Annotated in this window: 23 protein-coding genes; 12 read left to right on the top strand and 11 right to left on the bottom strand. The window is 65.4% G+C overall.

Annotated elements, in window-relative coordinates:
- Positions 1-17: 17 nt before the first annotated feature.
- A complete protein-coding gene (locus FJW07_RS10675; protein WP_140856297.1) occupies positions 18-935 on the bottom strand; it encodes a sugar kinase in 918 nt (305 codons plus the stop codon).
- 158 nt (positions 936-1,093) lie between these two features.
- On the opposite strand from FJW07_RS10675, the gene FJW07_RS10670 reads away from it, so the two are divergent.
- Both FJW07_RS10670 and FJW07_RS10665 read left to right on the top strand, forming a co-directional pair.
- Positions 1,094-1,537 (top strand): FixH family protein, encoded by a 444-nt coding sequence (locus FJW07_RS10670; RefSeq protein WP_140647664.1) that lies wholly within the window; start codon positions 1,094-1,096, stop codon positions 1,535-1,537.
- 7 nt (positions 1,538-1,544) lie between these two features.
- Complete coding sequence (locus tag FJW07_RS10665) at positions 1,545-2,753, top strand: cytochrome c peroxidase (RefSeq protein ID WP_140856295.1); 1,209 nt, start codon at positions 1,545-1,547, stop codon at positions 2,751-2,753.
- On the opposite strand, the gene FJW07_RS10660 is transcribed toward FJW07_RS10665, so the two are convergent.
- Positions 2,750-3,202 (bottom strand): Lrp/AsnC ligand binding domain-containing protein, encoded by a 453-nt coding sequence (locus tag FJW07_RS10660; RefSeq protein ID WP_140856293.1) that lies wholly within the window; start codon positions 3,200-3,202, stop codon positions 2,750-2,752. The genes FJW07_RS10665 and FJW07_RS10660 overlap by 4 nt on opposite strands.
- 164 nt (positions 3,203-3,366) lie before the next feature.
- On the opposite strand from FJW07_RS10660, the gene putA reads away from it, so the two are divergent.
- Entirely contained in the window at positions 3,367-6,975 is a 3,609-nt protein-coding gene (putA, locus tag FJW07_RS10655) for a bifunctional proline dehydrogenase/L-glutamate gamma-semialdehyde dehydrogenase PutA (protein ID WP_140856291.1), read from the top strand.
- Between the two features lie 36 nt (positions 6,976-7,011).
- On the opposite strand, the gene FJW07_RS10650 is transcribed toward putA, so the two are convergent.
- From FJW07_RS10650 to FJW07_RS10640, 3 genes are all read right to left on the bottom strand, one after another.
- Positions 7,012-7,326 carry an antibiotic biosynthesis monooxygenase gene (locus FJW07_RS10650; protein ID WP_140653415.1) on the bottom strand — a complete coding sequence of 105 codons (315 nt, stop codon included), beginning with the start codon at positions 7,324-7,326 and terminating at the stop codon, positions 7,012-7,014.
- A gap of 43 nt (positions 7,327-7,369) precedes the next feature.
- Positions 7,370-8,332 (bottom strand): TonB family protein, encoded by a 963-nt coding sequence (locus tag FJW07_RS10645; RefSeq protein WP_140856289.1) that lies wholly within the window; start codon positions 8,330-8,332, stop codon positions 7,370-7,372.
- A gap of 251 nt (positions 8,333-8,583) precedes the next feature.
- A complete protein-coding gene (locus FJW07_RS10640) occupies positions 8,584-10,695 on the bottom strand; it encodes a TonB-dependent hemoglobin/transferrin/lactoferrin family receptor (protein WP_140856704.1) in 2,112 nt (703 codons plus the stop codon).
- Positions 10,696-10,983: 288 nt separating this feature from the next.
- Here FJW07_RS10640 and hemP point away from each other — a divergent pair, with 288 nt between their 5' ends.
- Genes hemP through FJW07_RS10615 form a run of 5 tightly spaced genes read left to right on the top strand, consistent with a single transcriptional unit; the run spans position 10,984 to position 15,110 of the window.
- Positions 10,984-11,190 (top strand): hemin uptake protein HemP, encoded by a 207-nt coding sequence (gene hemP / locus FJW07_RS10635; RefSeq protein WP_140856287.1) that lies wholly within the window; start codon positions 10,984-10,986, stop codon positions 11,188-11,190.
- Positions 11,191-11,243: 53 nt separating this feature from the next.
- Complete coding sequence (locus FJW07_RS10630; RefSeq protein ID WP_140856285.1) at positions 11,244-12,305, top strand: hemin-degrading factor; 1,062 nt, start codon at positions 11,244-11,246, stop codon at positions 12,303-12,305.
- Positions 12,306-12,316: 11 nt separating this feature from the next.
- Entirely contained in the window at positions 12,317-13,210 is an 894-nt protein-coding gene (locus tag FJW07_RS10625; RefSeq protein ID WP_140856283.1) for a hemin ABC transporter substrate-binding protein, read from the top strand.
- A 6-nt stretch (positions 13,211-13,216) separates the two neighbouring features.
- Positions 13,217-14,314: an iron ABC transporter permease gene (locus FJW07_RS10620; RefSeq protein ID WP_140856281.1), complete on the top strand. Its 1,098-nt coding sequence runs from the start codon at positions 13,217-13,219 to the stop codon at positions 14,312-14,314.
- A 7-nt stretch (positions 14,315-14,321) separates the two neighbouring features.
- Positions 14,322-15,110 carry a heme ABC transporter ATP-binding protein gene (locus tag FJW07_RS10615; RefSeq protein ID WP_140856279.1) on the top strand — a complete coding sequence of 263 codons (789 nt, stop codon included), beginning with the start codon at positions 14,322-14,324 and terminating at the stop codon, positions 15,108-15,110.
- Positions 15,111-15,351: 241 nt separating this feature from the next.
- Here FJW07_RS10615 and rirA read toward each other — a convergent pair whose 3' ends face one another.
- Positions 15,352-15,813: an iron-responsive transcriptional regulator RirA gene (rirA, locus tag FJW07_RS10610; RefSeq protein WP_140647676.1), complete on the bottom strand. Its 462-nt coding sequence runs from the start codon at positions 15,811-15,813 to the stop codon at positions 15,352-15,354.
- A 209-nt stretch (positions 15,814-16,022) separates the two neighbouring features.
- Between rirA and FJW07_RS10605 the strand changes: the two genes are divergently transcribed.
- From FJW07_RS10605 to FJW07_RS10595, 3 genes are all read left to right on the top strand, one after another.
- Positions 16,023-17,318 (top strand): DUF445 domain-containing protein, encoded by a 1,296-nt coding sequence (locus FJW07_RS10605; RefSeq protein ID WP_140856277.1) that lies wholly within the window; start codon positions 16,023-16,025, stop codon positions 17,316-17,318.
- 123 nt (positions 17,319-17,441) lie between these two features.
- Positions 17,442-17,870: a TIGR01841 family phasin gene (phaP, locus tag FJW07_RS10600; protein WP_140710667.1), complete on the top strand. Its 429-nt coding sequence runs from the start codon at positions 17,442-17,444 to the stop codon at positions 17,868-17,870.
- A gap of 180 nt (positions 17,871-18,050) precedes the next feature.
- Positions 18,051-18,548 carry a MaoC family dehydratase gene (locus FJW07_RS10595; RefSeq protein WP_140856275.1) on the top strand — a complete coding sequence of 166 codons (498 nt, stop codon included), beginning with the start codon at positions 18,051-18,053 and terminating at the stop codon, positions 18,546-18,548.
- A 16-nt stretch (positions 18,549-18,564) separates the two neighbouring features.
- Here the strand turns inward: FJW07_RS10595 and FJW07_RS10590 are convergent, their stop codons facing one another.
- From FJW07_RS10590 to FJW07_RS10575, 4 genes are all read right to left on the bottom strand, one after another.
- Positions 18,565-19,401, bottom strand: coding sequence for an EamA family transporter (locus tag FJW07_RS10590; protein WP_140710669.1), 837 nt, complete (start codon positions 19,399-19,401; stop codon positions 18,565-18,567).
- The gene (locus FJW07_RS10585; protein ID WP_140856273.1) at positions 19,398-19,979 is read right to left on the bottom strand and encodes a TetR/AcrR family transcriptional regulator; all 582 of its coding nucleotides are present in this window, start codon (positions 19,977-19,979) and stop codon (positions 19,398-19,400) included. Before FJW07_RS10585 ends, FJW07_RS10590 begins: the two co-directional genes overlap by 4 nt.
- Before the next feature lie 172 nt (positions 19,980-20,151).
- The gene (cml, locus tag FJW07_RS10580) at positions 20,152-21,351 is read right to left on the bottom strand and encodes a CmlA/FloR family chloramphenicol efflux MFS transporter (RefSeq protein ID WP_140856272.1); all 1,200 of its coding nucleotides are present in this window, start codon (positions 21,349-21,351) and stop codon (positions 20,152-20,154) included.
- A 302-nt stretch (positions 21,352-21,653) separates the two neighbouring features.
- Positions 21,654-23,075 carry a PLP-dependent aminotransferase family protein gene (locus FJW07_RS10575; protein WP_140856270.1) on the bottom strand — a complete coding sequence of 474 codons (1,422 nt, stop codon included), beginning with the start codon at positions 23,073-23,075 and terminating at the stop codon, positions 21,654-21,656.
- 100 nt (positions 23,076-23,175) lie between these two features.
- On the opposite strand from FJW07_RS10575, the gene FJW07_RS10570 reads away from it, so the two are divergent.
- Entirely contained in the window at positions 23,176-24,039 is an 864-nt protein-coding gene (locus tag FJW07_RS10570; protein ID WP_140647683.1) for a DMT family transporter, read from the top strand.
- 66 nt (positions 24,040-24,105) lie between these two features.
- On the opposite strand, the gene FJW07_RS10565 is transcribed toward FJW07_RS10570, so the two are convergent.
- Positions 24,106-25,146, bottom strand: a complete 1,041-nt coding sequence (locus FJW07_RS10565; RefSeq protein ID WP_140856268.1) for a zinc-dependent alcohol dehydrogenase family protein — start codon at positions 25,144-25,146, stop codon at positions 24,106-24,108.
- Positions 25,147-25,198 lie beyond the last annotated feature (52 nt).

The following is a 25,198-nucleotide window of genomic DNA, read 5'->3' as shown; positions in this document are numbered from 1 at the left end:
TTAAGCTTCGACGGAGCTTAACTGTCGAAGGCTGCCCTCAACGTATCGAACGGGGCAAGCGCGCCGCGAACCTGCACGACCGCGGCGGCGACTTTATGGGCGCGGCGGACCGCGTCGGCGGGCGCATGGCCGGCAAGCCGCGCAGCGAGATAGCCGCCGTTGAAGGAATCACCAGCGCCGGTGGTGTCGACGGGGGCGGCCACATGCACCGCGTCGACAGTTTGTAAAACGCCGTTCAGCGCAATCAGGGCCGGCTGCTCGCCATTCTTGACCACGACCTCGCCGGTCAGCTTGCCAAGGCGCTCCGCCGTTGCCTGTGGCGTCGGATCCCCGAACAGCATCTGCTCGTCCGGGAAGGTTGGCAACGCGATGTCGCAGACCGCAAGCGCATTGATGATCGCGGCTTGGGCTATCTCACGGCTTGGCCACAGACGCGGCCGGTAGTTCGGGTCGAAGGCGACGAGCGAACCGGCGGCCCGGGCCGCAACTATGGCCGTCAGCAAAGTTTTCCGCGCGGCCTCGTCCAGAATTGCCAGGGTGATTCCGGAAAGATAGACAAGCGCCTGGTTTTCAAGGCTTTTCGCAAGTGCTGCCGGATCGGAGGCAAGCTGGCGCGCGGCCGCGTCGCTTCGCCAGTAGGTGAAGGCGCGCTCGGCCCCGGTGAGCGTTATGGCGTAAAGGCCGGGGCGCGCGCCAGCAATGACCGGACTGTTGCCCACGCCTATGCCGTTCTCGGCAAGGAAGGCAATCTGGTCGCGCGAGAAGGGGTCGTCGCCGAAGGCCGACACGTAGGTCGCGGGCCGATCCGGGCTCAAGGCGTGCAACGCCCAGAGCGTGTTGAAGGTATCGCCGGCAAAACCCATGCGCCAGTTCGGGCCGGTCTGGCCCGACAGTTCCAGCATGCATTCGCCGATCGACGCGATACCCTTGGCCATGCGGGCTTGTCCCTTCCTAAGATATTGTTGCTGTAGCTTTTTGCGGTCGGCAGCGCCATGCTTGGCTAGCGGCGAATTTTGCGCCAGAAGCGATTTCCCACAGGCAGGGCGGGACGCGACAAGCGAACCGCGACGTTAACAGCCGAAGAGGAACGGGCTTGGCATCGATATGGCGTTACATTCTTGCGGGTCTCGGCCTGGCCGCTCTGCTGGTCGGCATCGTGGCCGCGGTCTATCTGATGCTGCCGCAATCGGCGTCCGGCCCGGACATTTCACGCTCCAAGAAGACGGCGAACGGCCTGTTCGTCGCGAGCTTCGAGCCGGAGCGCGGCGTGATCCGGCAGGGCGAGCTGCAGTCCTGGCTGCTGACGCTGAAGACCGCCGCCGGCGCGCCGGTGGAGGGGGCAGCCATCACCGTCTCCGGCGGGATGCCGCAGCACGACCACGGCCTGCCGACCAGTCCGCAGGCGACCGATTACCTCGGCGACGGACGCTACCGCATCGACGGCGTGAAGTTCACGATGAGCGGCTGGTGGCAGCTGCATTTTGGTATTTCGGCGGCGGCCGGGTCCGATTCCGTCGTCTTCAACGTCGTGTTGTGAGGGGGCGATGAGACGGCTGGCCAGCGTTGCAGGTCTGCTCGCATTGGCGACGCTTTTGCTCCTCGGCGGTTGCGGCAAGCCGCAGTTCAGCGATGCGGAGAAGAAGACCATCGCCTCACTGGCGTTGAACACCTTGCCCTCGCTCAAACCCGACACCACGAACCAGTATGCGGATGTGCCGGCGGCCGCCGCGCTTGGCTCGACGCTGTTCTTCGATGTCGACATGAGCCGCGACGGGACGGTGTCCTGCTCGACCTGCCACAAGATCGACCGCCAGTTCCAGGACGACCTGCCGCAGGCGGTCGGCGTCAGCCGCACCAACCGCCGCACCATGCCGCTGGCAGGCGTGGCGCGCGATCCCTGGTTCTTCTGGGACGGAAGGCGCGACAGCCTGTGGGCGCAGGCGCTGACGCCGCTGGAAAATCCGCTGGAGCAGGCAGGCAACCGCGCCGCCTTCGCGCATTACATCAAGAAGCGGTTCGGCGAGCGCTATGAACGCATCTTCGGGCCGCTGCCGGACCTTTCCACCGTGCCGGCCAACGCCAGCCCGCTCGGCACGGATGCCGAGAAGGCGGCGTGGAACGCCATGCCCGCCGGCCAGCAAGACGACGTCAACCGCGTCTATGCCAATATCGGCAAGGCGATCGCCGCCTTCGAACGCTCGATCGAGCCTCGGCAAACGCGCTTCGACCGCTTCGCCATCGATCTGGCCACCGGGGCAGCGCCGCAAGGCGACGCCGCGTTCTCGCCGGAGGAGATTCTCGGGCTGAAGCTGTTCATCGGCAAGGCCAACTGCGTGACCTGCCACAATGGCCCGCGCTTCACCGACAATTCCTTCCACAACACCGGCGTGCCGCCGGTCGAAGGGCTGCCGCCGGACCGCGGGCGCGTCGATGCGGTGGCGCAGGTCGAGGCCGACCCGTTCAACTGCCTCGGCAAATTCCGCGACGGCGACGAAAGCGCCTGCCGCGAGCTGCGCTTCATGGTCAAGGACGGTCCGCAGATCATGCGCGCCTACAAGACGCCGTCGCTCAGGGGCGCCGCAAGCCGGCCGCCCTACATGCATGCCGGACAGTTCGCGACACTCGACGAGGTGGTGGCGCATTATTCGAAGGCGCCGCTTGCCGTCGAAGGCGTTTCCGAAGTGCACTCGCTCGACCTTTCCGAGCGCGAGCGGGCGGCGCTGGTGGCTTTCCTGAAAACGCTGTCGGATTAGCGATCCTTCACCGTCTCCATCGCCACGAAGGTCGACGTCTGGGCGACATGCGGCAGGGCCGAGATGCGCTCGCCGAGCACCCGCCGATAGGCGGCGATGTCGGTGGTGCGGACCTTCAAGAGATAATCGAAGCTCGACGCCATCATGTGGCATTGCTCGATCTCCGCCACGCCCTGCACCGCGCGATTGAACGCGTCCAATGCCGCCGAGCGTGTGTCCGACAGCTTCACCTGGACGAAGGCGACATGGCCTTCGCCCAAGCGCTCGCGGTCGATGACTGCGCGGTAGCCTCTGATGTAGCCGTCCTTCTCCAGCCGCTTAACGCGCGCCTGCACCGGTGTCTTCGACAGGCCGACCTTGCTTGCGAGTTCCGACATGGAAAGCCGGCCGTCGCGCCCGAGCGCGGCCAGGATGTTGCGATCGATGCGGTCCAATTGGTCTTCAATCATCGATATTGCAGTCAATACGATTGAAAGGATACCTATATGATAGATCGAACGGACTGCTTTGTCGATTTCTTTGGACCGACTGAAATTCGCAGCTGTGCTAGCTTGCGCCATTCGGTCCGGCGACCGCCAGACCGCTCGCTCACGCTCGCTTTCATGGACCCGACATGCCGCTCGACGCCATCCGCCAGCAGATCCGCGCCAATTATTTGCCCGACGAAGACGAGGCGGTGAAGCGCCTGTCGGCGACGGCGGGGCTTTCGGCGCCGGAGCGCAAGGCGATCTCGGCCCGCGCGGCCGATCTGGTGCGGGCGGTGCGCGGCTCGACCGACCCCAGGCTGATGGAGGTCTTCCTCTCGGCCTACGGCCTATCGACCAAGGAAGGCGTGGCGCTGATGTGCCTGGCCGAAGCGTTGCTGCGCGTGCCCGACACCGAGACGATGGACGACCTCATCGCCGATAAGATCGCGCCGCATGACTGGTCGGCGCATTCGGGCGGCTCGAGCTCGATCTTCGTCAACGCCTCGACCTGGGCGCTGATGCTGACCGGCCGCGTGCTCGACGAAGGCGAGGGCGGCATCGAAGGCACGCTGCGCGCCATGGTGCGCAGGCTGGGCGAGCCGGTGATCCGCAAGGCGGTGGCCGCCGCCATGCGCGAGATGGGCGAGCAGTTCGTGCTCGGACGCACCATCGCCGAGGCGATCAAGCGTGGCCGGCCGATGACGCAGAAGGGCTATCTCTATTCCTTCGACATGCTGGGCGAGGCGGCCCGCACGGAAGCCGATGCGCTGCGCTACCACCGCGCCTATGCCGACGCGATCTCCTCGCTCGATTCCGGCTCCAACGGGCCCGACATCCGCTACAACCACGGCATATCGGTGAAGCTCTCGGCCCTGCACCCGCGCTACGAAGAGGCGCAGAAGGAAAAGATGCTGCCGGTGATGGCCGAGCGGCTTCTGTCGCTGGCGCTAGCGGCGCGGCATTCGCGCATGGGCCTCAACATCGACGCCGAGGAAGCAGACCGGCTCGACCTGTCGCTCGACGTCATCGAACGCGTGCTGGCCGAGCCGGAACTCGCCGGATGGGACGGGTTCGGCGTCGTCGTCCAGGCCTATGGGCCGCGCGCGGCCTTCGCCATCGACTGGCTCTATGCGCTCGCGAAAAAATACGACCGCCGGATCATGGTGCGGCTGGTGAAGGGCGCCTATTGGGACACCGAGATCAAGCGGGCGCAGACGCTCGGCCTGTCCGGCTATCCGGTCTTCACCCGCAAGGCCAACACCGACGTTTCGTATCTGGCCTGCGCGAAGAAGCTTTTGTCGATGACCGACCGCATCTACCCGCAGTTCGCCACCCACAACGCGCACACGGTTGCCGCCATCCTGTCGATGGCGAAGGACCGCGACAGCTTCGAGTTCCAGCGTCTGCACGGCATGGGCGAAGCGCTGCACGAGACGGTGCGCCAGGCCGAAGGCACGCGCTGCCGCATCTACGCGCCGGTCGGCGCGCATTCCGACCTGCTCGCCTATCTGGTGCGGCGTCTGCTGGAAAACGGCGCCAATTCCTCCTTCGTCCACCAGTTGACCGACGAGGAAGTCGAGCCCGAGGAGATCGCGCGCGATCCGCTCGAGGCCGTCGAGACGCAGGGGCCGGCCGCCAATCCGGCGATTGCGCGCCCCGCCGCGATTTTCGGCGCCGGACGCCGCAATTCCAGGGGCTTCGACATCACCGATCCGGTGACGCTTGCGGCCATCGACAAGGCGAGGGCGGAATTCGCCGGAACGGACCGCTGGCACGCCAAGCCGGTCACGCGCGCCGCCGGCTACGGCAAGCCGCGCCAGATCGTCAATCCGGCAAAGCCCGACGAGGTCGTCGGCACGGTGCACGAGGCGGCGGCCAAACAGGTGGCGACCGCCGTGCGCATCGCCGTCGACGCGCAACCCGCCTGGGGGAAGCGCCCGGTTGCCGAGCGCGCCGCGATCCTCAACCGCGCCGCCGACCTCTACGAAGCCAATGCCGCCGAATTCTTCGCTCTCGCCACCCGCGAGGCCGGCAAGTCGCTGGCCGACGGGGTCGCCGAGGTGCGCGAGGCGGTCGACTTCCTGCTCTACTACGCGACCGAGGCGGCGAATGCCGAAGCGGGCACGCAAGCGCGGGGCGCGATCGTCTGTATCTCGCCGTGGAACTTCCCGCTGGCGATCTTCACCGGCCAGATCGCCGCGGCTTTGGTCACCGGCAATTCGGTCGTCGCCAAGCCGGCCGAGCAGACGCCGCTGATCGCCTTCCGCGCCGTCGAGATGCTGCGCGAGGCCGGTGTGCCGGAGGACGTCATCCAGCTTCTGCCGGGCGATGGCCCGTCGGTCGGCGCGCCGCTCACCGCCGATCCGCGCATCGCCGGTGTCTGCTTCACCGGCTCGACCGAGGTTGCCAAGCTGATCGAAAAGCAGCTGGCCGAAACCGCGGCGCCCGATGCCATGCTGATCGCCGAGACCGGCGGCTTGAATGCGATGATCGTCGATTCCACCGCGCTGCCGGAGCAAGCGGTGCGCGACATTCTCGCCTCGGCCTTCCAGAGCGCCGGCCAACGCTGCTCGGCGCTGCGCGTGCTCTACGTTCAGAAGGACGTCGAGAAGAAGATGCTGGAGATGCTGAAAGGCGCGATGGAAGCGCTCACTATCGGCAATCCCTGGGCCATCTCGACCGATGTCGGCCCGGTCATCGACGACGAGGCGCAAGCTTCGATCAGCGACTATTGCAAGAAGAAAGGTCTGGAGGGCCGGCTGATCGCGAAATTGGAAGCGCCGGCAACCGGCCGTTTCGTCGCGCCGCATGTCTTCCGCGTCAAAGGCATAGAGGAAATGGAGCGCGAGGTGTTCGGCCCGGTGCTGCATGTCGCGACCTTCGATGCCGACGAGATCGACGCGGTGATCGCCGCCATCAACCGCAAGGGCTACGGCCTGACCTTCGGCCTGCACACCCGCATCGAGGGCCGCGTGCAGCATTTCGTCGACGGCATCCATGCCGGCAACATCTATGTCAACCGCAACCAGATCGGCGCCGTCGTCGGCTCGCAGCCCTTTGGCGGCGAGGGGCTTTCGGGCACCGGCCCGAAGGCCGGCGGACCGCATTACCTGCGCCGCTTCCGCAAGGGGCCGGAGGCGGGCACCGAGGTTGGCGAGGGTCATAAGGTGACCGCGACGGAGCTTGCCGACAATCTGCCGGATCCGACGCTCGGCGGCTGGTCGACGCGGCCGGATCGCGTGGCGATCCTGAGGAAGCATCTGCGTGGCAAGGGCGCGGCGGCGATCGCCGCCGCAGCAAGCCTCGATTTCGGCCAGGTCGACCTGCCGGGGCCGACCGGCGAAGCCAACACGCTGTCGCTGTCGCCGCGCGGGAGGGTGCTGTGCCTCGGCCCGGATGCCGAGACGCTGCTCTCGCAGACGATCCAGGCGCTCGCGGCCGGCAATGCCGTGCTGGCGGTGGCGCCGGGCGCTCCGGCGGCGCTGTCGGCGCTGACCGGCAAGGGCCTGCCGCTGGCGGCTATCGACGGCCGGCCCGATCCGGTCGAGGCGCGCTCGCTGCGGGTCGATGTCGTCGCCTTCTCCGGCACGCCGGAGGCGGCGCGGATCGTGCGCAAGGTGATCGCCGAGCGCGCCGGGCCGATCGTGCCGCTGGTCAGCGAGGTGCTCAACCCGGCGGCTTACGCGCATGAGCGCGCGGTCTGCGTCGACACGACGGCCGCAGGCGGTAACGCCAGCCTGCTGGCGGCTGCATAGTCAGCTTGAGACCAGCCCTTTTGGCGGAGGCGCGTTTCAGGCGCCTTCGACCACCGAAAAGCCTTCGAACTGCGGGTGGCCCAGATAGTGCACCTTCGAGCCGCCGGCATTGCGATGGGCGGCGCGGAAGTTCTCCGATTTCGTCCAGGCGACGAAATCCTCCTGGCTTGCCCAGACGGTGTGCGAGGCAAACAGCGTATAGCCCTCGGTGTCGTTGACCGGGCCGCGCAGCAGGTGGAACTCCCTGAAACCCTGCATTTCGGAGAGGCTTGAATCGCGGTTCTTCCAGACGTCCTCGAAAGCTTCTTCCGAGCCGTTCTGGACCTTGAAGCGGTTCATGGCGATATACATCTGGTTCCTTTCGAAATGGACGAATTCTTAGGGTGGCGAAGGTTTAAAAAGGGCCGATCCGCGCCTTGAACACCCAACTTGATTTTCCGGTCTCGGGTGGAATGGGAGGGAATGGTGCCTGCTTGCGCACCAGCGTCAAAGCGAACTGATCGAGCTCGGCGGACCCTGAACTCTCAGCGAGCTGCAGGTCGCTGACGCTGCCGTCGGCCGCGACGACGAAAACCACCCTGGCATTGTTGCGAGCCTTGGCCTGGATCGATTTCGAAACGCGACGGTTGGCGCGGGCAAGCTTCTTCTGGATTTCACCGCTGTAGCGGGATTCGAGCGCATTGCCGGCGGCCTGTTTCTTCCCCTTGCTGGCGATGACCGGCGCATCGCGCGTATCGCCATCCGCCGTGCCGCGCGGTTCAACGGTTTCACTTGGCCCCGCCGATCCGGCTGGTGCGCTCGATGTCGTGCTCGGGACCGGTGATTGCTCAGGCTCGGCAGGGGGCGCTTGTGTGCTTTGCGGCTCGATCGCAGGCGTCGGCTTGCTGTCCGTGGGGACACTCCGATCATCCTGGCGCGGCGTGGCGGCCGCCAGGATATCCGGCGTGGGGGCCGGCTCCTTGACGGCTTCCGGCGGAGGCTGAGGCGTCACCTGTTCACTTACCGGCTGCGGCGAGTCGGCCGGCGGAGCGGGCTGGACAGCCTGGCGTTTTGCCGGTTGCGGATCCGGCACCAGGGTAACATCCACCGCGCCGGACGCCTGGTCATCCAAGGCGCTGCCGATGACGTTGGCGCCGGACTGGTCGGTGCCCTCGGCCCTGATCGCGTCCGCAGAGTCGAATGTCCCCGCGGGTGCGATCAGAAACGCCGCCGCGGCGGCGCCATGGAGCAGGCCGGAGGCGATGATCGCCACCGTCCATCTGCGGTCTCCGGCGGATTGCCGCGTCCGAATGAGCGGCTCGTCCGGCTTGATCGCCAGTTCACCGCCTGCATCGGAAGGGTGATCGATATCCTGCATGTCTCGCGCCGAGACCTGCCGCACGCGACAAGGAATTGTCAAATCAAGATCGGTTGCCGCCCATGGCGGTGGCCCGCAGGCAGGCCACGCCACGGCGCCATGCGGAATGGCCGGATGCAATCCGATCTCTATACGCCGAAAGCGCCTCGGGCCGGAGTCGGCGCGGACTGGGCCCACGCCGGCGCCAGGCCGAGCGACATCGCCAGCGCCAAGGTCAGCAGGCGAGGCGATGCCGTCAAGCTTTCCATTCCTCAGCCGCCAAAGCGCATGGTTGCCGCCAGCTTCAGCGTGACGCCGGGCTCATAGAGGACGGCGGTCGTGCTTCCGTTGAGCGGGTTGGTGTATTTGACGTCGAACAGATTGTCGGCGCGGAAGTCGAGCTTGAGATTGTCGGTCGCCTGGTAGCTCGCGAAGGCGTTGACCAGCGTATAATCCTTAGCCACCGGATTGCCCTTGGGCTTGCCGTTGTACTGCACTTCGCCGCCGACGGTCAGCTTGTCCTCGAGGAAGCGCAGGCCGAGCTGGGCCGTCACCTGGGAAGAGGGGACGGTGGCCAGGTCGGCGCGCTCGCCTTCATAGGAGATGGTGTGGCCATTGATTATGGAGGCGGACAGGCCGGCATAGCCCCAGCCGGCGTCGTAGACGCTTTCCAGCTCGAAGCCGTCGATCTTGGCCTTGGCGAAGTTCTGGTACTGGAAGCAGATCGGAATGCCCGGGCCGAACGGGCAGCCGCTGGTCGGATCGAAGGGCGAGAGCGTCACGCCGTCGATGTAGTCGTCGACATTGTTGTTGAAATAGGCAGCCTTGAGCCGCAGCGCGTCGCCGCCCTCGATGATGTCGTTCTGCTTGTAGTTGACGCCGAACTCGACGGTTTTGCCGGTCTCAGGTTTCAGGTTCGGGTTGGGCAGGAACGGGAAGCTGACGCCGGCCGGATGGTTGCCGCTGATCAGCGTCTCGGTCAGCGAGGGCGAGCGATAGCCTTCCGCGTAGGTGCCGTAGAATTGCAGGCCGGCCAGGCCGGCGCTTTCAAAGGGCGAGACGCCGATGGTGATGCGCGGCGATACCCGGTCGCCGGAGGTCTCATTCGTGTCGTCCTTCAGGCTGTAATTGTCGTAGCGCAGGCCGCCAATGACCTCGAGCCACTCCCAGGTCAGCTTGTCCTGGACATAGGCGCCGGAGACGTTGCGCTTGCCCGACGGCGTGTAGAAGCTGTCGCCGCCGGCTGTGCCGCCGGTCTCGACATCGTCGCCGACCCAGTCGCCGCCATAGGTCAATTCGTGGGCGACGCTCGCCGTCTCGAAGCGCGACGTGTTCCAGATGTCGATGCCGGTCGTGCCGACGTCGAAAGTGGACAGCGAGCCGGCCGGCAGCACCACGGGCAGGCCGGTGGTCGGGTCGAAGCGGTTCTGCGCGGTGAGCGTGGTCAGGTCGAGAACTGTCTTGTTGTAGGAAGCGTTGATGTGGAGGTCGAGCCAGCTCCTGGCATCGTCGGTGATGTTGTAGCGGGCCGTGAAGGTGTTCGACTTCAGATCGACGTCATTGGCCGGCACGCCGCCGCTGGTTTCCGTCCACCCGTCGCTCGAGCCGACCCAGCCGAGCTTCAGTTCGCTGTTCTCGGTCGGGCGGATCGAGGTCTTGAGCAGGCCGCTCAACACGTCGAAACCGGTGCCGGCAACGGTACCGCCGCCGCCATTCTTGTAGTCGTCGTAGTCGCGGTAGACGATGTTGCCCAGAACGTCCCAGTTCTCGTTGATCCGGTAGGCGCCGGTGGCGCTGGTGGTCCGGCCCTTGCCGTTGCTTTCATAGCGCCCGGTCAGCGACCCGGCCCATGTCTCCTCAGGCTTGAGGAAATCCTCGGCGTCTTTGGTGTCGAAGAAGACGACGCCGCCGATGGCGCCGGAACCGTAGGTATTGGCGACCGGACCGCGGATGAGGTCGACCGACTTGATGAGCTCGGGATCGACATAGAAGGTCGACTGCGTGCCGTGGTCCGAGCGCTGGAAGTCCTGCCGGGCGCCGTCGACGATGACTGCGACGCGGCCGAAATCCTGCAGGCCGCGGATGTTGATGCTGGAGCTGACGCGGCGCGCGTCGGCCTGCACGGCGACGCCGGGCACGCCGAGCAGCATTTCGTTCGGCGTGGTCGCCATGCGGCGGTCGAGCTGCTCCTGGTCGACATGGCTGGCCGAGGCCAGCGACTGGATCGCCGTTTCGCCCGTGCGGCTGATGACGAGGATCTTGTCGAGCAGGGTTTCATCAGCCTTCTTTTTCTGATCGGCCTGCTGCTGGTCGGCCGCCGGCTGCGCGGCCTGCTGCGCTTTGGCGGCGGGCGCGCCAAGCGCGATCACCGCCGAACCGGCCATCAATATCGCCACCGCCCGCGCCAACGATCGGAAGCCCGGGCCCGCGCTGTCGCCCGCCAGGCCCGTCCGTCCCCAAGTCACCAACCCCATGCCCCAACTCCAGATTCAGGCTCACAGCTGGCTGGCCAGTGGCTCGCTCGCATTTTTGATCACGTCCGGCGTCTTAAATGTTGACTCATTTAGTCCGGTAATGCACTGACTAGTAAACATGATTATTCGAGTCAAGAATTTAATCGGCATTTTACGAGGCTGCGGCCAAGATGGCCGTCAGAGGAAAGGACCGACCCGATGAACACGCACAATCCCAACGATTTCCGCTATCGCGTCCGCCGTTCGGAGGACACGCAGATGCGTTACGAAAGGGTGCCGTTGGCGGTGAGGACGCTGTCCAGCAACACGCTGTTCCAGGGTGAGCACGAAATCGGCATCGAGCATCACGGCGCGCTTTACCGCCTGAAGATCACCCGCCAGGGCAAGCTGATCCTCAACAAGTGATCGGCGCCGGCGGGCGCCAGACGAGCAGACATCAGGCAACACAGGTGGAAGACATGGACCAGCGCGTGAAGCCGTCGCCGGCAGAAATCCGGCGGGCGAGGCAGGACAATATCAAGATGCGGGAGCGCGATCTCTCGGCGCAATTGGGTATTTCGGAAGCGGAACTGGTCGCCGCGCATTGCGGTTTTGGCGCAGTCCGCGTCGAGCCTCACGTCAACGATCTTTTGACCGGCCTCGAGGCGGTCGGCGAGGTGATGGCGCTGACCCGCAACGAAAGCGCCGTGCATGAAAAGATCGGCGTCTACGACAAGGTCGTTACCGGCAACCACAACGCCATGGTGCTCGGCGAAAACATCGACCTGCGCATCTTCCCGAAGGTCTGGGCGCATGGTTTTGCCATGGAGAAACGCGACGGCGGCGAAATCCGCCGGAGCCTGCAGTTCTTCGATGCGGCGGGCGAGGCGGTGCACAAGGTGCATCTGAAGCCCGCATCCAATCTCGATGCCTACCAGAAATTGGTGGCGAGCCTCGAATCGTCGAACCAGGAGCCGACCGTCGCGATCCACCCAAGCGCGGCGGAAGGAGAGGGTGAGGGGCAGGGTTCGGTCGCCTCGATCGACGATCTGCGCGACCGCTGGAGCCGGCTCACCGACGTGCATCAGTTCTTCGGCATGCTGAAGACGCTGAAGCTCAGCCGCCGCGAGGCGGTGCGCATGGTGGGCCAGGACTATGCCTGGCTGCTCGACAACGACGCGGTGAGCGCCATGTTCCATCACGCGGCGGCAGGCGAGATGCCCATCATGTGCTTCGTGGGCAACCGCGGCTGCATCCAGATTCATTCCGGTCCGATCAAGTCGGTCAAGCCGATGGGGCCGTGGATCAACGTGCTCGACGAAACCTTCCATCTGCACCTGAGGACCGACCACATCCACGAGGTCTGGGCGGTGCGCAAGCCCACCAAGGACGGTCATGTCACGTCGGTGGAGGCCTATGACGCCAATGGCGACATGATCATCCAGTTCTTCGGCAAGCGTCATGAAGGCGAAGGCGAGCGGGAAGACTGGCGCCTCCTGGCCGAGAACCTGCCCCGCATCCCCAATCCGACCGCTGCATGAGGTAGCACCCAATGCGCTTTGTTCTCAGTTTCCGCGCGGCGCTTGCGCCGATGCTCGGTGTGCTGCTTGCGTTCACCGCGCCGCCGGCTGGCGCTAACGAGGGGGTGGCCGTCTTTTCGGACACCTCGCGGATCGCCTCCATAGGCGGCTCGATCACCGAGATCGTCTACGCGCTCGGCGAGGAAGGCCGTCTCGTGGCTCGCGATTCGACCAGCAACTATCCCGAGGCGGCGGTGAAGCTGCCGGATGTCGGTTACATGCGCGCGCTCTCGCCCGAGGGTGTCCTGTCGGTCAATCCGACCGGAATCCTGGCGCTGCACGGCAGCGGTCCGAAAGAAGCGGTCGACGTGCTGAAGAAGTCGAGCGTGCCCTTCATCGAGGTGCCGGACCACTACAATCATGAGGGCATTCTCGAAAAGATCCACATCGTCGGCAAGGCGCTGGGGGTCGAGGCGAAGGCGGAGAAGCTCGCCGCGGAGACGGACGCGAAGCTGAGGGCGGCGGAAAAGCAGACGGCTGCGATCAAGGATCGCAAGCGCGTGCTGTTCGTGCTGTCGACGCAAGGCGGCAAGATCCTTGCCGCGGGCAGCGACACGGCGGCCGACGGCATCATCAAGCTTGCCGGCGCGGTCAACGCGGTCGAGGGCTTTTCCGGCTACAAAGGGATGACCGACGAGGCGATCGTCAGCGCCAGGCCGGATGTCATCCTGACGATGAAGGGCGGCGGACCGCCGATCTCGGAAGAGGAGCTGTTCGCCAACCCGGCCGTCGCTTCGACACCGGCGGGCACGAGCCGCAAGATGATCAGCATGTGGGGCGGCTACCTGCTCGGCTTCGGCCCGCGCACGGCCGAAGCCATCCATGATCTTGCCGTCTCGCTCTATGGCAACCAGGTCACGGACTGAGCGGCGATGGCCGGACAGTCCATTGCCGGCGCGGTCAGGGTGATGGCGGCCGATGGCGACCGCTCGGCCCGGGCAAGGCTTGTCATCCTGCTCTTGTGCCTGGCGCTCGCGCTCTGCGTGTTCCTGTCGCTGACGTCAGGCGCCTCCGACGCCTCCGCCGTCCGCGTCATCCACGACTGGTTTACGGGCGCCATGCCCGCCGACGCGGCGCTGGCCGCGCGCGACCAGTTGATCGTCTATGACATCCGCATGCCGCGCGTGCTGCTCGGCATCCTGATCGGCGCCGCGCTCGCCGTCTGCGGCGCGGTGATGCAGGGGCTGTTCCGCAATCCGCTTGCCGATCCCGGCCTGATCGGGGTTTCCGCCGGCTCCAGCCTCGGCGCGGTGGCGATCATCGTGCTCGGCACCACGTGGCTTGCGCCCGTCACGCTTGCATTCGGCACGCTCGCGCTGCCGCTCGCGGCCTTCTTCGGCGGGCTAGCGGTGACGTTGCTGCTCTATGCCATCGCCACGCGCCAGGGGCGGACGTCGGTCGCCACGATGCTGCTTGCCGGCATCGCCATCAGCGCCCTTGCCATGGCGCTCACCGGCATCCTCATCTTCATGGCCGACGACCGGCAGCTGCGCGACCTGACCTTCTGGCAGCTCGGCTCGCTTGCCGGCTCGACATGGCCGAAGATTGGCACCGTGGGGCCAGTGATCGTGCTGGCGATGGCCGCTATGCCGTTCCTGTCGCGCGGCCTCAACGCGCTGGCGCTGGGTGAAGCGACCGCGGGTCATCTCGGCATTCCGGTGCAGCGGCTGAAATACACGGCCATTGTCGCGGTGTCAGCGGCGGTCGGCGCTTCGGTCGCGGTCAGCGGCGGCATCGGCTTCATCGGCATCGTCGTGCCGCATGTCCTGCGGCTGGCGATCGGTCCGGATAACCGCTATTTGCTGCCGGCTTCCGCCCTGCTCGGCGCCTCGCTGCTTCTCATCGCCGATGCGGTCGCGCGCACCATCGTCGCGCCGGCCGAGTTGCCGATCGGCATCGTCACGGCGGTTGCCGGCGCGCCGTTCTTCCTGTGGATTCTGCTGCGCAAGCGCAGCGTCATCGATTTGTGAGCTTGCCATGATCGAAGCGCGCGACATCTCGGTGGCGATCGGCGGCAAGCGCATCGTCTCGCATGTCGATTTCGCCGCACGGCCCGGCGAGGTCTCGGCCATCGTCGGACCGAACGGGTCGGGCAAGACGACCTTGCTCAAGGCGCTGACCGGCGAGCTCGCCTATACCGGTACCGTCACGCTCAACGGCCGCGGCCTGTCCGCCATGAAGCCGGTCGAGGCAGCTACGCTGCGCGCCGTGCTGCCACAGGCCACGACGCTGTCCTTCCCGTTCACCGTGCGCGAGATCGTTCGCCTTGGCCTCATCGGCGGGCGCTCCGGCGTGCTGCCTGGCGAGGATGCGCGTTTGCCCGAGCGGGCGCTGGCGCGTGTCGACCTCGATGGTTTTGCCGGCCGCTTCTACCAGGAGCTTTCCGGCGGCGAGCAACAGCGCGTGCAGCTTGCCCGTGTGCTCTGCCAGGTCTGGGCGCCGGTGCTCGAGGGCAGGCCGCGCTATCTCTTCCTCGACGAGCCTGTCTCCAGCCTCGACGTCAAGCACCAGCTCATCATCATGAACATCGCGCGCGATTTCGCCCGGCGCGGCGGCGGCGTGGTGGCGATTCTGCACGACCTCAATTTGACCGCGATGTACGCCGACCGCATTTTTGTGCTCTCTCGCGGCCAGCTGGCCGCCGCCGGGGCACCGACGGGCGTGCTCAATGACGAGCTGATCGAGAAGGTGTTCGACTGCCGGCTCAAGGTCGGCGCGCTGCCGGCCGCGAACATGCCGTTCGTGTTGCCGCAATCGGCGGCGTAGGCTTGGCGGCGAACTTCGTCATCCACGGGCGGATCGGGAGCGAAGCGGACGCGGAGACCGAGGATCCATTCCGTGACATCAACCGAAGAAAGCAGCGGTCCAGAAGGAACGCTGGCGCCGACGCCGCCAGTTCTGCGTCGCTGCGCTCCTTGCTCCGCCCTAGAATGACGAAGTCGAGGGTGGCGCCACACCTGGGAAGCCGTGGGCGGTCGCCTTCGAGAAACAGGTCGCCAGGTCTTGATCACGCAGCAGGCGCGCGCTGCTCCAGAAGGTCGATGCCGAGCAGGCTGCGCACATTCGGGCGCGCCGCGACGAGATCTGCGATCGTGTAGCGTGAAAGCACGGCGAAGAAGGCGTTGAGCGCCTCGCGCAGCGCCGAATTCAGGGCGCAGCTGTCGACCAGCGGGCATTCGGCGGCGTCGTTCTCGAAGCACTCGGCCATGGCAAAGCTCTCTTCGGTGACGCGTACGACATCGAACAGGTTGATCTGTTCGGCCGGACGGCCGAGCCGCACGCCGCCGTTGCGGCCGCGCACGGTTTCAACCAAGCGGGCCTCGACCAGCGGCTGCAGGATCTTGAACAGGAACAGTTCCGACACCGAATAGGCGGCGGCGATCTCGGGGATGCGGCTCAGCCTGTCGGTGTTTGCGGCGCAATACATCAGGATGCGCATCGCATAGTTGGTCTGGCGCGTGAGCCGCATGGTATCCTCGCGAAATATTAGCTTGGGCCGAATATGGCCCATAGTTTGGAACAATTCCAGACTGGACCGGTACATAGCTGAATAATCGTGTCAACTTTTTGTGCGTGCCGGCGCGGACAGTCGCCGGATATCGCTCCTGCGCTTCGAGCGAGCGTTTTGGCAGCGCAGCCACTAGATAGATGCGGGTGCAAACAGGAAACGGCCTTTCCATGTCACAGTCAGCTCCGGCTTTCGCGCCGGTTCGATTCGACGCCGATGCCAAGGCGAAGCTATCGGCGTTGCGGCGGACCAAGTTCATCGCCGCCGCAGCGCTCGCGCTGTGCATCCTCGTCTTTGCGCTCGCCAAGTCCTTCGAGGGCAGCCATCCGTGGCTCGGCTTCGTCGCGGCCTTCGCCGAGGCGGCGACGATCGGCGGGCTCGCCGACTGGTATGCCGTGGTGGCGCTGTTCAGACGGCCGCTCGGGCTGCCGATCCCGCATACGGCCATCATTCCGGAGAACCAGCACCGGATCGCCGACAATCTCGGCCGCTTCATCGAGGCCAATTTCCTGGCGCCGGAGCCGGTGCGCGAAAAGCTCGCCGAGGTCGACTTCGCCGCCCTGGTCGCCGACTGGCTGGCCGATGCCGAGCGTGCAGCCGGCCTGTCGCGATTCGTCGCCCGGCTGGTGCCGCAGACATTGACGGCGGTGGAGCAATCCGGCCTGCGCGACTTCGTCACCAGCCGCATGCTGGAGCAGATCGAAAAGGTGCCGCTGGCACCGCTCGCGGCCGATCTTTTGTCGGCGCTGACCGACGATCGCCGGCACCAGAAGCTGTTCGACGAGTTCACCAGGGTGATCGGGCGTTTCCTCAACGACGAGCAGGCGCTCGAGACGATGCGCGAAAAGATCCGCGAGGAGTTGCCGTCGCTGTTCAACCTGTTTCGCGCCGATGCCTATCTCTTGAAGAAGATCGTCGCTTCGGCGGGCTCTCTGCTCGATGAGGTGCGGGCCGATCCAGATCACCCGATGCGCGCCGAATTCGACCGCTTCGCGCTCGGCTTCATCGAGCGGCTCAGGACCTCGAAGCAATATGCAAGGCGCGCGGAGAAGCTGAAGCGCGATTTTCTCGGCCGTCCGGAGGTGAGGGCGCTGGCCGGCGATGCGTGGACAAGCCTGCGCCTGTTCATCGAGCAGGACATCAATGCGCCGAATTCGACGATCCGCGCGCATCTCGCCAACATGTTCGTCGAGGTCGGCAGGCATCTGGCCGACGACGCCCAGATCAGGGCCGACATGAACCAGGGTTTTGTCGTGGCGCTGGCTTCGTTCGTGGAAAGCCAGAAGAGCGGCGTGTCGAAATTCATCGCCGACCAGGTCAAGCGCTGGGACCTGGCGCAGCTGACGCGGCTGATCGAGACGAACATCGGCAAAGACCTGCAATATATCCGCTTCAACGGCATGATCATCGGCGGGCTTGCCGGGCTGGCGCTCTATACGGCGGAGCGGCTGTTTCTCGTCAATTGACGCCGGCCCGGCACGCACTATTCTGCCTTGGGTCTTAAGCAATTCCGGGCGGCAAACCGTTACACACTTTTCCTGGAATTGCTTTTGAGGGCGCCGCGAACGTGGCAAAACGGGAGGCAGAGCATGGCAAAACAACCGGAATCCTATTCGTTCCTCGACATGTTCAGCAGGTTCGGTCGCGACCTCAAGCTGCCGAATGTCGATGTCCAGGCGATCCTGGATCATCATCGCAAGAATCTCGAAGCCCTGGAAAAATCGGCAAGGGCGGGTGCGGCAGGGGCATCCTCGGTGTTGGCGAGGCAGCATGAGATGGTACAGAATGCCATGCACGAGATCACGCGGATGGCGCAGAATTACCAGACGCCCGGCAATCCGCAGGACCTCATGACCAAGCAGGCTGAATTTGCCCGCAGGTCGTTCGAGACGACGCTGAAGAATGCCAGCGAAGTGGCTGGCCTTGTGCGGAAATCCAGCACCGAATCGGTCGAGATACTGCGCGAGCGGATCAGGGATGCGATGGCGGAGATCCGCGCCGGTTACGAAAAGAAATAGCCTATCCGGCGGTTTCGGACCCACCATCGACCGATATGCGATGCAACCGGCCCTGTCGCCCGAGCGTTCTCGGCTTGCCCCAAAAGCATCAACTCTACCGGCGAAAATCGCGGGGCGCCGAATTGACAGAGGCCGCCGCTTCATGGTCGGGAGACAGGCAAGACTGATGGGAAACCCGGGATGACCGAAGCACGGCCGAGAACGCCGCCGACCTTCGAACAGTTGCGCACGATGTCCGGGCAGGAACTCGGCGTGTCCGACTGGACGACGGTCGACCAGCAGCGCATCGACCAGTTCGCCGAATGCACGGGCGACCATCAGTGGATCCATGTCGACCCCGAAAGGGCGAAACGGCAGAGCCCGTTCCGCACCACGATCGCGCATGGTTACCTGACTTTGTCGATCATCGGCGCGCTGGCGCTGGAGATGGGCATCGTGCCGGAGAACACCCAGGCCGCCTTCAACTACGGCTTCGACAAGGTGCGCTTCCTGGCGCCGGTCAAAGCCGGCGCGCGCATCAGGCTGCGCACCACGCTGCTTTCCATGGAGGACCGCGGTCCCGGCCAGTATCTTATGAAGGCGGCCAACACCGTCGAGATCGAGGGCGAGCAGAAGCCGGCACTGACAGCCGAAACGCTGGTGATGATATACGAGCGCCGCAAGCGGGCAGGGGCTTAGTGCGGCGGGAACGGCATTACCCTTGATAGCCGAGGCAGATCGCGCCTAGAGCGACAACGCCGCAAGCCGCAATCCGCCTCGGCGTCAGGGTCTCTCCCAGGAAGAGCCGGCCGATCAGCGCCGCGAAAACCACGCTCGTCTCGCGTATGGCGGTGATCGGACCGGCCGGCCCGAGCGCGAAGGCTGCGACCACGGCGCCATAGGCTACCAAGGCGAAAATCCCGCCGCCGAGCGCCTTCAGCGCATCGGGCGAACGAAAGTCAACGGTGAGCTTGCCGCGGCAGATGATGAAGGTGACCGGCAGCAGCACGCCGTAGACCAACAGCACCCAAGCCGTGTAGGCGCCTGAACTTCCCGCCGATCGGACACCGATAGCATCGACCGTCGCATAGGCGGCGATGATCGTGCCGGTCGCCAGGGCATATAGGATTGATGTCGTTGCCGCGCGCCCTTTGCCAAGCGAAAGGCTCATGATGCCGAGCGCGGCGAGAACGACGCCAAGCGACTGATGCCAGCTCAGACGCTCGCCCGCCAGAACGAAACCGCCTAGCGTCACCAGAAGCGGCACCGAGCCGCGAACGATCGGGTAGACCTGTCCCAATTCGCCATAACGGTAGGCCGCCACCAGAAAGAGACTGTAGCCGACCTGAAGGCAGGCCGAGAGCATGACATAGGGCCAGGCCGACGCCGCCGGAAGGGGATTGAAGATCGCCAACGGAATGGCGGCGATCGTTGCCGAGAAGCTCATGACCGTGACGGTCCAAAGCCTGTCGCTGCCGGTTCGCAGAAACGCGTTCCAGCCGGCGTGCAGGATCGCGGCGAACAATGCCAGGCTGATGACTGTCGCGCTCATTGCGGTCTCTCCCGCGTGGCGAGAATGGCCATTGCCGCACTGCGGGCATCGCGAATGGCGGCGTCGGGCCGGCCCATCCGGGCCATCAGCGTCGCGCCTTCAAGCAGCATCAGCAGGGCGGCCGAAACGCTTTCCGCCGCATCGGCGGGCATCGTTTCTTCGAGGATCAGGCGCATGCGCCGCTTCAGGCCGTTCTTTTGTCTGACGGCGGCCTGGAACACCGGGTGCGCCGGATCGCCGAACTCGGCCAGGGCATGCGCGAACAGGCAACCGTGGAAATCGGCGCTGCGGAACCAGCGCCCGTAACAGTCGAAGATTGTGCCGATCTTCTGCTCGGGCGTGGCCGCCTGTTCGGCGAGGCGGTCGAGCTGGCGATTGAACCGCCCTGCACGGTAGGCCAGGACCTCGACCATCAAATCGTCCTTGCTGGGGAAGTGACGATACATGGTCATCTTGGCCACGCCGGCTTCGGCGATGATGCGGTCGATGCCGGTGGCGTGAAAGCCGACGCGCTTGAACAGCCCGTAGGCGGTTTCAACGATGTGCCGGCGCTTGTCGGTCCTGGTCGGTTCGGTCATGACAAGTGATTGGTGATGAGACAGGTCTGTCTCTTTCTATGCGGAAGACAAATACGTGTCAATTGCCGGCTACTCGTCGGAAGGTCCGGCAAGCAAGGGCGGGAAATACGCGCAGCGGCGGTAAGCGGAGACGCCTTGGCATGCGAGGCCTCTCCGCCTGTGTGGCCTTGGATCAGGCTGCTTCCGCTCGTTTGAGCGATACGCCGAGCGCGGCGAGCGTGATCGCCGCCATCAGCGAGCAATAACCGGCCAGCGGCCATGCCGTGTCGCCATCCAGGAAGATGATGAACAGCGTGCCCGCCGCGGAAACGATCAAGCTCTGCAGGCAGAAATAGAGCGCGACGGCCGTGCCGGCGGTCTCGCCGAACGGCGCCAGCGCGCCGTTGGCCGTGACCGACGCGGTGAGGACGATGCCGATGGCGATGACCCACATCGGCATGACGAAGCTCGCGAAGGATGGCTCGGCGAACAACTGTCCTGCAGCCAGCAGGGCAGCACCCAGGAGCAGCATCGCCATGCCGCGCCTGACGCTGCCTTCGATGCCCCAGCGCGCGACGAAGCTTTTGGCGAAGCGGGTGGCGACGATCATCACCAGCGCCGCGCTGGCGAAGGCCAGGCTGAAGCCGATCTGGGAAAAGCCGGCCTTGCCGATGAGCACCCTGGGCGCCGTCGAAAAGAACACGAAGAACGAGCCCATGGCGGCGGCGAAGGCCAGCGTGTAGGTCCAGAAGCCGAAGCTGCGCAGGATCGGCCCGAAACCCGCGCGGGCAGGGCCATGGGTCAGCGGGCGCGTTTCTCGCCATCTTGGCCAGGCGTTGAGCGTGGCGGCCACGGCAAGAATGCCGAGCGCGACGAAGATCGCCCGCCAGCCGAAACTGTTGGCGATCAAAGCCCCGGCGATCGGTCCCAGCGCCGGCACGAAGGACAGCAGCGAGCCGAGCGTGCCGTAGATGACGGCGCCTTCCGACTTTTGCGCATAGATGTCGCGGACGGTGGCGAAGACAGCGACCAGCATGGCCGAGGCGCTCAGGGCCTGCGCGATGCGAAGGGCAAGGAAGACCGGTGCAAGCGACGTAACGGCGAGCAGGAAGGAGGCGGCCGCGAACGACAGGGCGCCGCCGATCAGCACCGGGCGCCGACCGATCCTGTCGGAGATCGGTCCGAAAGCAAGTTGGCCGAGCCCCAGACAGATCATGTAGAGGCTGAGCGTCAGCTGCACCACGGCCGTCGAGGTGCCGAGCGCGCCCGGCATGATCGGCACTACGGGCAAGTAAATATCCATGGCGAGGGAGGCCAGGACGTCGAAGGGGGACAAAAGCAGCAAGGCTGCTGGCATGGACAAGGTCCATGTCGGCTGGTTCGAAGAAGACATGAGGAGAGTTCCGCTCAAATGGTGACATTCGGCGGCGATCTGCCTGAGTCTTTTCTGACGCAATTCCGGACGGAAGGCTACGGCGAAGGGCCGAGCCTAACCGCTTTACACTTTTCCTGGAATTGCTCACGGGAATGACGGGACAGACTGCCGCAACAACGAAGCGCTGTTGCGGCTTATTTGTCTGCTGACTTGCTGGATCCCATGGCCGTCGGTCCCGGTGACGATGCGCATGCCGGCTGGCATGCGTGCTCACGGTTTCACTACCAGACGAAGGCCGCTCGGGCAACCGACGGTCGCGCTTATGCCGCCTTGCGGCGGGATGCGGCGACCGCTCTTTCCAGGGCGGTGAAAATACGCTCGTCGGCGCACTGGGCCACGTTGAAGCGCATGAAGCGGCCGGCGGTGTGCGACAGGCTGAAGGCGTTGCCTGGCGCCAGCACGACATTGTCCGAGAGCGCATGGCGGGCAACGTCGGCGGCGTCGATGCCGTCGGGCAGGCGGCACCACAGGAACATGCCGGCAGGCTGGTCGATCCAGGGCGTGATGCCCATCATTTTCAGTCTGCCGGCGGTCTCGGCCATGGCGCGCGACAGGCGCGTGCGCAATTGCTCGACATGTTTGCGGTAGCTGCCGTCCTTCAACAGGCTCAGCACCAGTTCCGAGGACAGCCGCGCACCGCCGAATGTCGTGGCGATCTTGAGATCGGTCAGGCCTTCCATCCAGTCGGGTGGCGCGGCGATGAAGCCACAGCGCACCGAGGCCGACAGCGTCTTGGAGAAGGAGCCGATCTGGACGACACGCTGCAGCCCGTCGAAGGCCGCGAGCCTTGGGGCAGGGCTGTGCTCGAAGTCGGCGAAGATATCGTCCTCGACAATGGTGAGGTCCGCCTGGTCGGCGAGTTTCAGGAGCCGATGCGCGGTGACCGGCGACAGGATCGCGCCGGTCGGATTGTGGATGCCGGAATTGGTGATGTAGAGGCGCGGCCGGTGCTCGGCGATCGCCTGCGCGAAGAGTTCGATATCCGGACCCGAAGGCGTGTACGGCACGCCGATCACCTTGGCCTGGTGGGCGCGCAACAGGGCGTGGAAGTTGAAATAGCAGGGATCGTCGACCAGCACCGCGTCGCCGGGCTCGAGCAGGAAACGGCACAAAAGGTCGATCGACTGGGTGCCGCAATCGGTCAGCATGATCTGGTCGGGCGAGGCTTCGACGCCGTGCTCGGCCATGCGCCGCGCCAGCAGCTGGCGAAGCGGCGGCAGGCCAAGCGGCGTGCCATAGTCCGCAAGCGCCACGTCGTCCGCACGGGCCGCGGTCCTCAGTGCCCGGCGCAAGGCGGCCTGCGGCATCCAGGACGCGGGCAGCCAGCCGCAGCCGGGCTTCAGCATCTCCTCGCCCGCTTCGAGCGATTGCCTGGACACCCAGAGCGGATCGACGGCCCGGTCAAGCTTGGGACCGATCTCGGCAAGTGACAGCGGCGCGAGCTGGCCGGCGGCGTAGAAACCCGAGCCCGGCCGCGAACGGATCGCGCCTTCCGCCGCAAGCCGTTCATAGGCTTCGACCACCGTTGATTTCGACACCTGCAAGGATTTGGCGAGAGCCCGGATCGACGGCAGGCGCGCGCCGGGCGTCAGCGTGCGTGCCGCGATGCGATGACGGATCGTCGCCATCACGCTTTCGACGAGCGTGCGCGAGCCGTCATTTTCAAGAGCGAGGTCCGTCATCCGTACTGCCCGAATTACCATTACAGTTTTGTGGAATTGTACCCCATTGTCTCTGGTAACGCCATGACCTGCCTCGTACGGAAGCGCAACGGAGCAGATGATGGAAAAGAGTTTTGACGGCTGGCTCAGCGGCTTCATCGGGGTGCTGATCTTCAGCGGGTCGCTGCCGGCGACGCGGGTGGCGGTGATGGATTTCGACCCGACCTTCCTGACGGCGGCCAGGGCGGCAATCGCTGGTCTGCTCGGGATTGCGATGCTGCTGCTGTTCCGCGAGAGGCGTCCGGAGCGAAGCGACCTGATCTCGCTCGTCGTCGTCGCGCTGGGTGTCGTGGTCGGCTTCCCGTTGCTGACGGCGCTGGCGCTGAAACACGTCACCTCGGCGCATTCCATCATCTTTGTCGGCCTGCTGCCGCTGGCGACCGCGATCTTCGGCGTGCTTCGCGGCGGCGACCGTCCGCGCCCGGCTTTCTGGCTGTTCTCGTGCCTGGGCAGCGCTTTGGTCGCGGGTTTTGCCCTGTCGCAAGGCTTGACTGCCTCGCCGGTCGGCGACGGCCTGATGCTCGGCGCGATCATCGTCTGCGGGCTGGGCTACGCCGAAGGGGCCAAGCTGTCGCGCAAGCTCGGCGGCTGGCAGGTGATATGCTGGGCGCTGGCGCTGTCGCTGCCAATCATGCTGGCGCTGAGCTTTTTGACGCTGCCGCCGTCCTTCGCCGGCATCGGCTCCGGCGCCTGGATCGGCCTCGCCTATGTCTCGCTGTTCAGCATGTTGATCGGCTTCGTGTTCTGGTATCGCGGCCTCGCGCAAGGCGGCATCGCCGCCGTCGGGCAGTTGCAATTGCTGCAGCCCTTCTTCGGCTTGGCGCTGGCGGCGAGCCTGCTGCACGAAAAGGTCAGCCCGATGATGGTGGTCGTCACGCTCGGCGTCGTGGCCTGCGTGTTCGGGGCGAAGAAGTTCGCGCGGTAGGCGCCTACTGATTTGTTTTGACGCAATTCCGGACGGAAAACCGTTTCACACTTTTCCTGGAATTGCTCAGAACTTCGTCACCACGCCGATGCCGATGCCCTCGAAGCCGCCCATCGCCATCAGGGCCGCGGGCGCTTCCTCGAGGCTGATCTTCTTGCCGACCAGCAGTTCGGGTCTCAGCTTGCCGGTGCGGATCATCTCCATCATCGCGGAGTAGCGGTAGGCCTGCATGCCGTGGCTGCCGAGGATTTCGAGCTCGAAGGCGATCACCTTGTCCATCGGCACCTGCGGCCGGGCATGCTCACCCAGCATCAGCCCGACCTGAACATGGCGGCCGCGCCGGCGCAGATTGGCGATCGAGTTGAAGGATGTGGTCGGATGCCCCAGCGCGTCCATCGACATATGCGCGCCGCCATTGGTGATCTGCTTGACCGCCTTGACCACGTTCGGCGTCGTCGCGGCGTTGATCGTCGCCACCGCGCCGATCTCCTTCGCAAATTCCAGCTTCTCGTCGGTGAGGTCGATGGCGATCACATTGGCGCCCATGGCGCTGGCGATCATGATCGCCGACAGGCCGACGCCGCCGCAGCCATGCACCGCCACCCATTCGCCCGGCGTCACCCGGCCCTGGTCGACAATGGCCCGGAACGAAGTGACGAAGCGGCAGCCGAGGCTGGCGGCGGTGGCGAATTCCATCTCTTCGGGCAGGCGCACCAGATTGGTGTCGGCATGCTCGATGCCGACATATTCGGCGAACGAGCCCCAGGCGTTGAAACCCGGCTGGGACTGGTGCTCGCAGACCTGATGGTTGCCCGACGTGCATTCGAAGCAACGGCCGCAGCCGACCGCGAAGGGCACCGTGACGCGGTCGCCGGCCTTCCAGCGGCTGACCTGCTTGCCGGCGGCGACGACGACGCCCGCCAACTCGTGTCCGGGAACGTGCGGCAGCGTGATGCCGTCGTCATGGCCCATCCAGCCATGCCAGTCGCTGCGGCAAAGACCGGTTGCCTCGACCTTGATGACCACCCCGTCGGCGGCCGGCTTCGGGTCGGGAACGGTCTGGATCGTCGGCGCCTCGCCGAATTTCTCGAAGACGACGGCTTTCATCGGCAACTCCCACCATTGGTGCGTTTTGAGTTGACGATAGCCGATTCCACCG

The sequence above is a fragment of the Mesorhizobium sp. B3-1-9 genome (genome assembly GCF_006439595.1).
GTDB lineage: Bacteria > Pseudomonadota > Alphaproteobacteria > Rhizobiales > Rhizobiaceae > Mesorhizobium.
The sequence above is the reverse complement of the archived record's forward strand: the minus strand, read 5'-3'. Positions and strand labels throughout refer to the sequence as shown.